General features: G+C 49.5%; 12 protein-coding genes. 9 read left to right on the top strand and 3 right to left on the bottom strand.

Annotation, left to right across the window (positions count from 1 at the left end):
* Positions 1-163: 163 nt before the first annotated feature.
* Genes yidD through rpmH form a run of 3 tightly spaced genes read right to left on the bottom strand, consistent with a single transcriptional unit; the run spans position 164 to position 913 of the window.
* The gene (yidD, locus tag G5B42_RS06630) at positions 164-427 is read right to left on the bottom strand and encodes a membrane protein insertion efficiency factor YidD (protein WP_181339665.1); all 264 of its coding nucleotides are present in this window, start codon (positions 425-427) and stop codon (positions 164-166) included.
* The gene (gene rnpA / locus G5B42_RS06625; RefSeq protein WP_181339664.1) at positions 427-777 is read right to left on the bottom strand and encodes a ribonuclease P protein component; all 351 of its coding nucleotides are present in this window, start codon (positions 775-777) and stop codon (positions 427-429) included. Before rnpA ends, yidD begins: the two co-directional genes overlap by 1 nt.
* Before the next feature lies 1 nt (position 778).
* Positions 779-913, bottom strand: coding sequence for a 50S ribosomal protein L34 (gene rpmH, locus G5B42_RS06620; RefSeq protein ID WP_181339663.1), 135 nt, complete (start codon positions 911-913; stop codon positions 779-781).
* A 454-nt stretch (positions 914-1,367) separates the two neighbouring features.
* Between rpmH and dnaA the strand changes: the two genes are divergently transcribed.
* The 9 genes from dnaA to G5B42_RS06575 all read left to right on the top strand — a co-directional run bounded on the left by dnaA (position 1,368) and on the right by G5B42_RS06575 (position 12,576).
* Positions 1,368-2,699 (top strand): chromosomal replication initiator protein DnaA, encoded by a 1,332-nt coding sequence (gene dnaA / locus G5B42_RS06615; protein WP_181339697.1) that lies wholly within the window; start codon positions 1,368-1,370, stop codon positions 2,697-2,699.
* Positions 2,700-2,994: 295 nt separating this feature from the next.
* Complete coding sequence (gene dnaN, locus G5B42_RS06610; RefSeq protein WP_181339662.1) at positions 2,995-4,131, top strand: DNA polymerase III subunit beta; 1,137 nt, start codon at positions 2,995-2,997, stop codon at positions 4,129-4,131.
* A 21-nt stretch (positions 4,132-4,152) separates the two neighbouring features.
* On the top strand, positions 4,153-4,395 hold the full coding sequence (locus G5B42_RS06605; protein WP_181339661.1) for an RNA-binding S4 domain-containing protein: 243 nt from the start codon (positions 4,153-4,155) through the stop codon (positions 4,393-4,395).
* Complete coding sequence (gene recF, locus G5B42_RS06600) at positions 4,376-5,485, top strand: DNA replication/repair protein RecF (RefSeq protein ID WP_181339660.1); 1,110 nt, start codon at positions 4,376-4,378, stop codon at positions 5,483-5,485. Before G5B42_RS06605 ends, recF begins: the two co-directional genes overlap by 20 nt.
* 25 nt (positions 5,486-5,510) lie before the next feature.
* Complete coding sequence (locus G5B42_RS06595; RefSeq protein ID WP_181339659.1) at positions 5,511-5,930, top strand: DUF721 domain-containing protein; 420 nt, start codon at positions 5,511-5,513, stop codon at positions 5,928-5,930.
* 37 nt (positions 5,931-5,967) lie between these two features.
* Positions 5,968-6,213, top strand: a complete 246-nt coding sequence (gene remB, locus G5B42_RS06590; RefSeq protein WP_181339658.1) for an extracellular matrix regulator RemB — start codon at positions 5,968-5,970, stop codon at positions 6,211-6,213.
* A 136-nt stretch (positions 6,214-6,349) separates the two neighbouring features.
* Positions 6,350-8,263, top strand: a complete 1,914-nt coding sequence (gene gyrB, locus G5B42_RS06585) for a DNA topoisomerase (ATP-hydrolyzing) subunit B (RefSeq protein ID WP_181339657.1) — start codon at positions 6,350-6,352, stop codon at positions 8,261-8,263.
* Positions 8,264-8,325: 62 nt separating this feature from the next.
* Positions 8,326-10,776, top strand: a complete 2,451-nt coding sequence (gyrA, locus tag G5B42_RS06580; protein WP_181339656.1) for a DNA gyrase subunit A — start codon at positions 8,326-8,328, stop codon at positions 10,774-10,776.
* 12 nt (positions 10,777-10,788) lie between these two features.
* The gene (locus tag G5B42_RS06575) at positions 10,789-12,576 is read left to right on the top strand and encodes a hypothetical protein (RefSeq protein WP_181339655.1); all 1,788 of its coding nucleotides are present in this window, start codon (positions 10,789-10,791) and stop codon (positions 12,574-12,576) included.
* The last annotated feature ends 5 nt before the right edge of the window (positions 12,577-12,581 follow it).

The following is a 12,581-nucleotide window of genomic DNA, read 5'->3' as shown; positions in this document are numbered from 1 at the left end:
ACCTTTCTCTTATTTAAGGTCGTTTTTTATCCGCCACTGCAACTTATTCTCTCTCCGCCAATGAATTCCTCTTCCATATTTTTTCACACCAGTCGCAAATTATTACCCGGAGCCCGGGCCGGCAAGCCGCCAATCTTCCTTTTCCGTACCAAAAATAAAAGGGCTATAAGCCCCTTTTGCGACGGAATATGCCTTTCCAACCCGGCCATGTTTCGGGAACTTGATCCACCGCACCCTGCGACCAGGGGTGACAGGAAAGAAGACGAACAATCCCAAGGACAACACCGCGACCCACTCCAAAACGGGTTAGCGCTTCGATGGTATACTGGGAACAACTGGGATAATACCGGCACCGGTAAGCCGGTGGTTTTAACGGTGATAAAAAGCGCTGGTAAAACCGGATTAACAGAATGATCGTCTTCCGCATCATTTCTCCGGAGGGAATAAATTCGCCTTGATGAGGAGATCTTGCAAGGCATTGGCAAGTGCGGCGTAATCCGCTTGTCCCGCTCTTTCACGGGCAATGATCACTACGGAAAATCCCCTCGCCACCCGGGCTTGCAGTGTAAAAAAAGCGTTTTTTAACTGTCTTTTGATCCGGTTACGCCGGACTGCAGAACCAAGTTTCTTCCCAGCACAAAAAGCTACCTTCAATATATCCTCATTTTCGGAATTCGGACGAACATATAGAACCAAAAAGGAGTTGGAATAGGAACGGCCATTTTTAAAGGTCTCTTGAAATTCCCAGTTTTTTTTTAGGGTTTGGAAAGATTTCATTTTAAGCCGATAAAACCTTTCTCCCTTTTGCCCGCCGCCGTTTAATTACTTGTCGCCCACCGCGGGTAGACATTCTAACCAAAAAACCGATTCTTCTTTTCCGTTTCAGATTGTTCGGCTGAAATGTTCTTTTCACCAATCTCACCTCGCTTTGGGCTTAATTTTCCGTGTTTATTATAATTAGGACTTATCCGGTTGTCAATATTTCTTCTGGAAAGTTATCCACAATTCCTTCCCTGGGGGCGTTTTTGTCAGTAAGTTTTCCCCAGAAAGGCTTTTTCCGCTTTTTTTGCATCATTGTTGGGTTTGTCAAAGCCGCAAGAATTTGGTATTATAATCATCGCGTCTTACTTTATCCACAATTGCCCCTTTTTTTCTGGGGATAATGTTGATAACTCTCTCAGTCGTTTGTGTTTCAAAGGAATTCTCTCGGCTTTGACTTCTTTTTTTTTCGCCTTTTCTCCCCGCGGGCAAAGCTTTATCGTTTTTAATTTTGCCGTCCTTATCCTCATTTTATTCACAGGTTATACACAGATTGTGGATAAGTATCTGACTTTGAAACTAATTGAAAGGTGGGTGTGCCGGTGAACATAGAAGAATTAGAATCAATTTGGAGCAAGGTCCAGGAAGAGATGGAACCCCTGATGACCAAGCCAAGTTTTGAAACTTGGTTAAAACCAACAAAACCTTGGAAAATTGAAGAGGGCATTTTATACATAGAAGTCCCTAACGAATTTGCCCGCGATTTGTTGGAAAGCAGATACGCACCGTCGATTACTGCCTCCCTCCGAAAATATCTCCCCGAAGATATACAACTCAAATTCATGATCTTGAAAAACACGACAAGTGCAGCCGAGTTCAGTTCGACAATCCCCAGCAATTTTACGGGTGAAGATAATCTCCTGAATCTTAACCCCAAGTATACGTTCGAGTCTTTTGTGGTCGGGGACAGTAATCGTTTCGCCCACGCCGCTTCGTTGGCCGTCGCGGAAGCTCCGGCCCGTGCCTACAACCCCTTATTTATCTACGGCGGTGTCGGTTTGGGGAAAACCCATCTTATGCAGGCAATTGGGCATTTTGTGATGGAAAACAACCCCTATTACAAAGTGGTTTACGTTTCGTCGGAAAAATTCACCAACGAGTTGATTAATGCCATTCAAAAAAACAAGACCGTTGGTTTTCGGGCCAAATACCGGACCGTCGATTTATTACTGGTGGACGATATCCAGTTTCTCGCCGGCAAAGAGAGTACACAGGAGGAGTTCTTCCATACTTTTAATGCCCTATACGAAGCCAGTAAACAGATTGTCATCTCCAGCGACCGTCCGCCGAAAGAGATTCCAACGCTGGAAGATCGTCTCCGTTCCCGTTTCGAATGGGGATTGATCACCGATATTCAAGCACCGGATCTGGAAACGAGAATTGCGATTTTACAAAAAAAAGCGGCGGCCGAAGGATGGAAGCTCCCGAGTGATGTGATTGTTTATATTGCCAATCTAATCAATTCCAATATTCGCGAACTGGAAGGCGCGCTTATTCGTGTTATTGCCTATTCTTCTTTAACGAAGCGGGAAATCACCATCGACCTGGCGGAAGAAGTACTCCGTGATATTATCTCCACCCAACAAACGACCAGAATAACGATCCCCCTGATTCAACAGGCGGTGGCGGAATACTTTAATCTGTCCGTTGAAGATTTAAAATCGAAACGGCGCACCCAGAACATAGCTTTACCGCGGCAGATTGCCATGTATCTTGCCCGTGAATTAACCGACTCTTCCTTACCGAAGATTGGTGAGGAGTTTGGCGGCCGCGATCACACCACCGTGATGCACGGTTGTGAACGGATCAAAGAGTCGATGGGGATTGACCCCCTTGTTAATCAAGCAATTAAAGATTTAACCCAGCAACTAAAGAAATAATCAACCTAAAATGAAGATAACCTGTGGTTAAGTTGTTGACTGGTGTGGGGAAAAACTGTTTACTAGTTTATCCACAATCCACTTTTTCTTGTGGATAAGTTAAAATTGTTGATAAATGAACTTTTCTTCCACAGGTTGTTTCGGTGATAAATTCCTCTCTGAACAGGGGATTTAGGAATTATCCACATATTCTGTTATACTATTACTACGGCTATCTTGATCTTTGTAACCCCTTATTTTTTCTCCTTGTAATCGTTCCTGTTGATAACCCAATCCCATTAAGGAGGTCGAGGAGATGAAACTTTTTTGTTCGCGCGACGAGTTGGTACGCTCGTTACAGATTGCCACACGGGTTTTACCGGCGAAGACCAGTATTCCCATTCTTAACGGTATCGTCTTGGAAACCAGGGATGATCAGCTGTTTTGTTTTGCCAGTGACTTGGAGAATGGGATTGAGGTTAAAGTTCCAGAAGTGACCATTATCACCCCGGGACGGGTCGTTCTCGGTGGGCGAACCTTTTATGATGTGATCCGGCACTTACCATCAGGCCGTATCGAAATGGGGGTCGAGGGTAATTCCTTTACCATCAAAACAGCCAGTACTTTTTTTAACTTAAATATCTTACCAGCCGAAGAGTACCCGGCAGTACCCGACGGTTTAAAAAAGATCCACCTTTACATGGAGGAACAAACCGGGCTCCGCGGGGAAGAAATTCTTTTTTCCTTGGAAGCCCCTGTTTTTGAAGAAGCCGTCCGTCAGAGTGTCTATGCTACTGCCCCCAATGATTCCCGTCCTTTTCTCTCCAGTATCCTTTGGGAATACAAACCGGACCGTTTAAGGCTGGTGGCGACGGATATTAACCGGTTAGTGGTGAAGGATCTATCCGTCAACGGAAACAGCGAAGACAGTTTCCTGGTTCCGGTAAAATCACTGCGGGAAATGGCGGCGGTTTTTGGGAGTTACCCCGATGAAGAAATTACCTTTTTCCTGATTAACCGGCAGTTATATGCGGTGGCGAAAGGGATACTTTATTATACGCGGCTGATCAACGCCCAATTCCCCCGTTATGAGCAGGTGATTCCGGAAAGTTTTGATGGCGAAGCCCGTTTTCAACGCACCTCTCTGCTTAATTCGCTGAGTAGAAGTTTACTGATCGACAAAGCAGTTAAACTTAGTTTTGAACCCGACCGCCTTACCATCTTTGCGATGGAGCCGGAGCTTGGACAGTTTAACGAAGAAGTAAGCTGTTCCTACCAGGGTGAATCCTTTGCGATCGGTTTTAATGCCCAATTTATCATTGATTTTCTGAAAGCGGTGGATGATGAGGAGATTGTTTTTAAACTTTCCGCCGGGATGAAAGCATCGGTCTTACAGGTAAAAGAGTTAACGACCTACACTTATGTGTTGATGCCCTTACGCCTCAACTATTAAGGAGGAGAAGGAAACATAAGGATGGAAGCCATCGTTGTGCAAGGGGAATCGATCCGCCTTGAACAATTCCTAAAATTCGCCGGCGCGGTAATGACCGGCGGGGAAGCAAAACAGTTAATCCAGTCGGGAATGGTAAAGGTGAACGGCGAGACGGAACGGAGAAGGGGCCGTCAATTACGCGACCAAGATGTGGTCACGCTGCCCGACGGTTCGCAACTTTTGGTTCGGATTAAGGAAGAGGAAAGTGCACCTAAAAAAGATTAAGATCAATAACTTTCGTAATTATGACAGCGCCGAGGTGGAATTGTCGCCCGGTCTTAATATTTTGTGTGGAAAGAATGGTCAGGGGAAAACTAACTTTTTAGAAGCAGTTGCTTTTTTAACTTTGGGCCGTTCCTTCCGGACCAGTCGGGATGAGGATCTGATTAAAGAGGATAAAAAAGGTTTTTATCTAAAAGGAGAATTCCAAAGTAATGAAGAAAACCTCATCCTTGAGGTTGGTAACGCACTGGACCGTGTGGTAGTCAAAGTTAACCGCGTGGTTCAAAAAAGTAAACGGGAACTGTTTGGACGGGTCCGGACGGTAATTTTTACCCCGGAAGATCTGCAAATTATTAAAGGCGGTCCGGAAAAACGCCGGGAATTTCTCGATCTGTACCTGGCACAGGCTTACCCTGACTACCGCCAGGTTTTTCTCCGTTTTTACCGGACGTTATACCAGCGGAATGCCCTGTTAAAAAATTTTAAGGAAGGGTTCCGCGATTATAACCAGTTGGAAGTCTGGACCAACCGCCTGGTGGAGGAAGGGAGCCGGGTTGTGCTCTATCGCCAGCAAGCGCTGGTTGAGATTAACCCCTGGCTTAATCATTACCACCAAGCCATGAGCAATGACCGGGAAACCCTGGGTTGTGCCTATAAATTTGGCCGTGACGTTGTTCAGGAACTTGATTTGGACAAGATCAGGGAGCGGTTCCGGCAAATGCTCCAGACCCGCAGTGAAGAGGAGTTCCGGCGTGGGTACACCCTGGCCGGGCCCCACCGGGACGATTTGCAAATAATGATGAACGACCGCCTTGAACTTCGGGTTTACGGATCACAAGGCCAACAGCGGACGGCCGCTTTGGCGCTGAAGCTGGCAATGGTGGATCTCATCAAAAAAAGACAGGGGGCAGCTCCTCTCTTATTGCTGGATGACGTTTTTTCTGAATTTGATAATGAACGGAAGCGGGAATTGTTAAATCTGCTCACGACCGGAACCCAAACCATCCTTAGCACTACGGAACTAAAAACAACCTCTGCTTTTTCCGGGCCATTAAAGCTATTTACGGTGGAAAGTGGAGTGATTAAAGATTAATCAGGTAACATCGCTTGCCGAGATCGTGCGGGGATTTATCCAGAACTGGTCCCCCAAAGCCCACGTCCAAACAGGACTGGCCTATTATTACTGGCCGCAAGTCATTGGTGATTCCTTAAAGGACAAAATAGAGGTGAGTCAGGTAAAAAACGGGATCCTGTGGGTGAAAACCCCCGATCCGGCCCTCGCCCATAATTTAACCTTCTTTAAAAAAGAGATTATGACGAAATATCAACGTCTTTTAGGTGAAAATTTCATCCGTAACGTCCGGATTACCGTTGGTGCGGTAACTTCGGGTTTTGATCATAAAACGACCGCGCAAACGAGGAAGGAGCCGGTCCGGGCGCATGATCTTCCCTTACCCGCAGCAATTGAAGGGATCGAAGATCCCGCTTTGAAGCAGGCTTTTAGCCGTTTTTACTGCGCGCACCAGGCACGGAAATGAGGGTTAGACCGTGAAAGGCCGGTAAAGGGGGAGGCAGATGTTTTTACATTTGGGTGGAAATCAGATTATCAGTATCAATGAGATTGTCATCGTGGAAAATCTAGAAAAAATGACGTTCACCTCACTCCAAGAATGGCTGCAGCAGAGGAAGAAAACAGGCCGGGAGATCGTGGATATTGGAGAGGGAAAACCAAAATCGGCGGTTTACACTGACCAAAAAATTATCTTGTCGCCCATCTCCGCTTACACCCTGAAGAAGCGGTCAGAACAAATCCCCAATTAAAAACAGATTCACCCGCGTGAGCGAGGCACGTGCAAGAAAGAAAAGCGGGTATGCGTTACCTGCTCTGGGGGGCGATTCAGCGCATACCGTTAACCAATAACGAGAGGATTTTCTTTAGCGGGTAGCTTTAGGAGGTATGTTGGTGAGCAAGCAGAAAGCAAACGGTTACAACGCAGAACAGATTCAAATTCTGGAGGGATTAGAGGCTGTAAGAAGACGGCCTAGTATGTATATTGGGAGTACCGGCCCCCGGGGCCTTCATCACCTGGTGTACGAAGTGGTGGACAATAGTATCGATGAAGCTTTGGCCGGTTATTGTGATCAGATCGACGTTGTGATCCGGCGGGATGGTGCCATTTCTGTTGCCGATAATGGTACGGGGATCCCGGTGGACATCCACCCGAAGGAGAAAATTTCCGCTTTGGAAGTGGTTATGACCAAACTTCACGCCGGCGGTAAATTCGAGGGCGGCCATTATCAAGTCTCCGGCGGGCTCCACGGTGTTGGGGTTTCGGTGGTGAATGCGCTTTCCCTTTGGTTGGAAGCGGAAGTCCAGCGGGACGGGAAGATCTATTATCAGAGGTACGAACGGGGTAAGCCCCAGACCGAAGTCAAGGTGATCGGAGAAACCTCCTCCACCGGAACCAAGGTGACCTTCAAACCAGACCCCGAGATCTTTGAGAGTTGTGAATTTGATTTAGATACCTTGGTTCACCGCCTCCGGGAATTGGCCTTTCTCACCCGGGGATTAAAGATCACCATTAAAGATGAGCGGGTTGACAAAGAGCTTACTTTCCACTACGACGGGGGGATCGTCTCCTTTGTCCAAGCCTTAAACCGGACGAAAACCCCGCTTTTTGACGAAGTGATCTACGTTGAAAAACAGGTCGACAACAGCATAGTCGAAGTGGCGCTCCAGTATAACGACGGCTATGTTGAGAATGTCTATACTTTCGCCAATAACATAAATACCGTGGAAGGGGGAACCCATCTTTCCGGTTTCCGTTCGGCCTTGACCAGATCGATCAATGATTATGGACGGAAGTACAATCTGATCAAAGAAAACGAGAATAACTTATCCGGTGAAGACGTACGCGAAGGCTTAACGGCCGTGATCAGTGTCAAACTGCGTTTCCCCCAGTTTGAAGGCCAAACCAAGACGAAACTGGGCAACAGTGAAATGAAGGGTATTGTGGAGTCGGTCGTCTACGAAGGGATCTCTGAGTTTTTAGAACAGAACCCGGCGGTTGCCCGTAAGATTGTGGAAAAATGTCTGATGGCAAGCCGGGCGCGGGAGGCGGCCCGGAAAGCCCGCGAGTTGACCCGGCGCAAAAGTGCCCTCGAGATCTCTTCCCTCCCCGGGAAACTGGCGGATTGCAGTTTTAAAGAGGCGGAGTTGTGCGAGTTGTATCTGGTGGAAGGTGATTCGGCGGGCGGTTCGGCCAAACAAGCCCGGGATCGCAGATTTCAGGCTATTCTGCCTTTGCGGGGCAAGATCTTGAATGTGGAGAAAGCGCGGATCGACCGGATTTTAAACAACGAAGAGATTAAGGCGATGATTACCGCCATCGGCGGGGGGGTCGGCGATGATTTCGATCTTTCGAAGATTCGTTACCATAAAATTATTACCATGACGGATGCCGACGTTGACGGTGCTCATATCCGGACTTTGCTGTTAACTTTCTTTTACCGCTATATGACGCCCTTGATTGAAAACGGCCATGTCTATATTGGGATGCCTCCCTTATATTTGGTGAAGAAAGGAAAAAAACAGCAATACTGCTACTCCGAACAGGAACTGGAGGCTTTCTTGGAGGCCAACGGCCGGCAGGGCGTCACGATTCAACGGTATAAGGGACTGGGCGAGATGAACGCCGAACAGTTGGCGGAGACCACCATGAATCCGGAGAGCCGCACGCTGTTGCGGGTAACTTTAGAAGATGCAATGGCGGCTGATGAGATCTTCTCCACCTTGATGGGGGATAAGGTCGAACCCAGACGGGATTTTATCCAAGCCCACGCCCGTGAAGTGGTGGATTTAGACATCTAAACCCCAATGGTCTCCGGGTGAAGCAAAACGGGTAGAAGGCGGGAGCCAATGGAGGGATAATTTTGGCAGAAGTTAGGGATGGGAAGATTGTTCCGATCAAAATTGAGCAAGAGATGAAACGCTCCTATTTGAGTTATGCGATGAGCGTGATTGTCGGCCGGGCGCTGCCGGATGTCCGTGATGGACTAAAACCGGTTCACCGGCGGATTCTTTACGGGATGTACGAATCGGGGACTACGCCCGATAAACCGTATAAAAAATCCGCGCGTATTGTCGGTGATGTGATGGGGCGCTACCATCCCCACGGCGACGCGGCGATCTATGATTCCATCGTCCGGATGGCGCAGGACTTTTCGTACCGGATTCCTTTGGTGGACGGCCACGGGAACTTTGGTTCGGTCGACGGCGATCCCCCGGCGGCCATGCGTTACACCGAGATTCGCCTGTCACCGCTGGCCGTTGAGATGTTGACGGATATTGAAAAGAAGACGGTCGATTTTGTCCCCAATTTTGACGGGAGCTTGGAAGAACCGGTGGTGCTGCCCAGCCGTTTCCCGAACCTACTGGTGAACGGGGCGGCCGGGATCGCGGTTGGGATGGCAACCAATATTCCCCCTCATAATTTGGGTGAAGTGATCGACGGGGCGGTTATGTTGATCGATGATCCGGAAGCGGATACGGAAGCCCTGATGAAAGTGGTTAAAGGGCCGGATTTTCCGACCGGTGGTATAATTCTGGGCCGGGATGGGATTCGCGAGGCCTACCTCACCGGACGGGGCAGTATTAAGGTACGGGCGAAAACCGGAATCGAAACCCTGAGTAATGGGAAGAGCCAAATTGTCGTTACCGAACTCCCCTATCAGGTGAATAAAGCCCGGTTAATCGAGCGGATTGCCGAATTGGTGCGGAACAAGGAGATCGAAGGGATTACCGATCTCCGGGATGAGTCCGATCGTTCCGGGATGCGCATCGTCATTGAACTGAAGCGGGATACCAATCCCAATGTCCTCTTGAACCAGCTGTATAAGCACACCCAGCTCCAAGATACCTTCGGTGTCATCATGCTGGTTTTGGTCGATAACGAGCCGCGGGTTTTGGGACTACGGGATTTACTCCGTTACTACCTTGAACACCAGAAAGAGATTATTACCCGCCGGACCCGGTTTGATCTGGAAAAGGCCGAAGCGCGGGCTCACATTGTTGAAGGACTAAGGATTGCCTTAGACCACATTGATGCCGTAATTCAGGTGATCCGTTCTTCCCGGACGGTTGAGATCGCCCGGGAAAGGTTAATGGCCAATTTTGGGTTGTCGGAACGACAGGCCCAGGCTATTTTGGACATGCGTCTCCAGAGTTTAACCGGCCTGCAACGGGAAAAACTGGAAGAAGAATACGCCGAACTCCAGAAGACCATCGCCTACTACCGGGAACTGCTGGCGGATCCGGCCAAGATCATGGGGGTTGTTAAAGAGGAACTCTTGGCCATCAAAGAGAAATATGCCGATCCGCGGCGGACCGAGATTGCCGCGAGTGAAGAGGATATCTCAATTGAGGATCTGATCGCCGATGAAGATATCGTGGTGACGATCACCCACAGCGGCTACATCAAACGGCTCCCGGTGTCCACGTACAAGAGTCAACGGCGTGGCGGAAAAGGGATCACCGCGATCAACACCAAAGAAGAGGATTTTGTCGAACATCTCTTTATTACTTCCACCCACGACCATGTGTTGTTCTTCACGAACCAAGGACGGGTCTACCAGCTCCGTGGTTTTGATATTCCGGAGGCTTCGCGCCAGGCCCGGGGAATTGCCGTTGTGAACCTGATTCCGCTAAACCCAGGGGAAAAGATCAATACCTATATCCCGGTGCAAGACTTCCGCGAGGATCTTTTCCTGCTGATGTGTACGCGGAATGGGGTTGTCAAGAAGACAGCCCTCTCCCAGTATGCCAATAACCGGCGGAGCGGCCTAATCGGGATCACCCTGGATGAAGGGGATGAACTGATCGGGGTGCGGCGGACCGACGGGGAACGGGAAATTGTTATTTTCACCCGGCACGGGCAAGCCCTCTGCTTTTCCGAAACCGAAATTAGACCGATGGGCCGGATTGCCCGTGGCGTGAAGGGGATTAACCTGCGGCCGGGTGATCAAGTGGTCGGTATGGATGTGATCCGGGAGAACGCGGAACTTTTGGTTATTACCGAGCATGGTTACGGCAAAAGGACACCCTTCGGTCAATACCGGATCCAAGCCCGGGGCGGAATCGGCATCAAAACGCTGAACCGGACGGCGAAAACGGGCGATGTGATCGGGGGCGGCGTGGTCTATCCGGAACATGAATTAATGTTGATTAACGCCAGCGGGTTGGTGATCCGGGTTAACGTCAGCGATATCTCCTCCATGGGCCGGAATACGCAAGGAGTTAAACTTATGCAACTAGAGGGGGACGACCGGATTGTTGCCGTGGCCCGGGTCGTCAGTAGACAGGAAGAGGGCGAGGACGGTGAATAGCGGGGTGACGCAGTGCGCATCAAAAGATTGATGATTAAAGCTTTGGGCCCCCTGCGCGACTGGGAACATACTTTTGCTCCCTCCTGGGCGGAGGTTCCTTATACGGAACAGGAGACGGAGGAAACCGTCATCGAAGCAATCCGGGCGGTGCTGTATGGTTTTCCCCCGCACCAAAACGTCCGAAAACAACAACTGATCCCGCCAACGGGCAAGGAAGACTGTAGCGCGGCCATGTGGATTGAGACCAAGAGTGGTACTTTTCTCCTTGGACGCAATTTTACCCGCGAATCCCTGGAAGTTTTTAAACTGGAGACCAAAGGGTTATTCCCCCTGTCGTCAATGGCTTTGATGGATCTTCTCCTGCAGGAGCTAAAGGTCCTGAATCCTTTGGACTTTGCGGTCATCGGCGTTTTTCAAAACACCGACTTTACGCTAGACCAAAACGCCCCTTTGGTCCGGGAACATATTCGGAAAGTCCAATCACACGAACGGCTGCCGGTTTTACTGAGCCAGGCGGGGAACGAAACGCGGACGCACGGTCAGGAAATAGATTTGGCGACCATTAATGAGCTCCTCGTCAAGCTGGACCGGTTGGAAAAAGAAAAACAGCGGTTGATCGAGGAGGAGCAAAATTATGCCGCCTACGAAAAGTTTCTTTCACCCACCGGTGAGGACTTATTGGCTTTAACAACGCGGGAATATACGGCGGCTACTTTGGAAACCAGTTTCTATGAAGAACAAATCCGGAAGGAGATGGAAACCCGGGCGATCCTGAAAAAGGAAGAGGAAACCCTCCGGCAGAAAATCGCCGCCTTTGACCCGACCATCTATACACCGGAGACGGAACGAAGAGTAAACCGCCTTTTAGCACAAAGAGCGGAGTTAAATAGACTTTTGCAAGCCATGGAGGAATTACTGGAACAGAACAGCCGAAAAGGAGTGTGGTCCCGTTTCGGCGGAAAAGAACGGGAAGAGGAGATTAAACGGCGGATTAGTGAACTCCTGCAAAAGCTGGGGCGGATCCGTGAGGAACTAAAAGTCCTCCTGAAGAACAAGAATCCGGAAGATTTTCTAAGAGAAATGGCCCTCTTAGAACAATACCGGAAGGATTTGGCCTGTTTGCAACGGCCGACCATCCTTGAGGATCAGAATCTGGATTTATGGTGGGAAGAGCTGGAGCGGGCGCGGCAAAAGGAGGAAAGACTCCGTCAGAAAAGGGAACAACTGCTGGCGTTGGCCGGACGGGAAGACTTGGCGGCGGTCCAGGTGAAAGTCCAGAAGCTCAGTGTGATTAAACACCAGCGGCAACAGGTTGAAGAAGAATTGGCTGCGTTCCTGGCGGAGCTGGATCAGGCTACGCCGGCGGAGGCACGTGCCTATTTGGTAGAGCTGAAACAGAAACGGGAGGCCGAGGCGGTCATGAAAAAAAATGCCGACCTTGGCGAGGGCGAACTGACGGCTTTATATACTATATACCGTGATGCCGGACGGTTCCTTTCCGGCTTGACCGAGGGCAAGGGACAAGGATTAAAACCCCGGTTGGAAGGGAACCTTTTACGGTTTTCTGTCCGGACGGCCGATGGTGATTGGTGTCCGGCGGAAGAGGTCTCCTTCAGTCGGCCCGATCTGCCGGATCTGGCTTTCCGGCTGGCCTTGGCGAAAGCGGTCTGGGCGGATACCCAGCCCTTATTACTATTTGACGCGTTGGCACCATGGTTAACACCAAAGGCCGCGGCAGCCTTTTGTGATCTGTTGCACGAGGGGTTTCGCGGCGGACAAATTATTATCCGGGTTCGATAAACTTT

Origin of the sequence: Capillibacterium thermochitinicola (genome assembly GCF_013664685.1) — a bacterium.
GTDB lineage: Bacteria > Bacillota > UBA4882 > UBA10575 > UBA10575 > Capillibacterium > Capillibacterium thermochitinicola.
Note: the sequence above shows the minus strand (reverse complement) of the source record. Positions and strands in the feature narration are given on the sequence as shown.

Bases quoted from the DNA above. Each gene is read 5' to 3' on its own strand.
- yidD (WP_181339665.1), bottom strand. From the start codon at position 427: ATGCGGAAGACGATCATTCTGTTAATCCGGTTTTACCAGCGCTTTTTA.
- rnpA (WP_181339664.1), bottom strand. From the start codon at position 777: ATGAAATCTTTCCAAACCCTAAAAAAAAACTGGGAATTTCAAGAGACC.
- dnaN (WP_181339662.1), top strand. From the start codon at position 2,995: ATGAAACTTTTTTGTTCGCGCGACGAGTTGGTACGCTCGTTACAGATT.
- G5B42_RS06605 (WP_181339661.1), top strand. From the start codon at position 4,153: ATGGAAGCCATCGTTGTGCAAGGGGAATCGATCCGCCTTGAACAATTC.
- remB (WP_181339658.1), top strand. From the start codon at position 5,968: ATGTTTTTACATTTGGGTGGAAATCAGATTATCAGTATCAATGAGATT.
- gyrB (WP_181339657.1), top strand. From the start codon at position 6,350: ATGTTGGTGAGCAAGCAGAAAGCAAACGGTTACAACGCAGAACAGATT.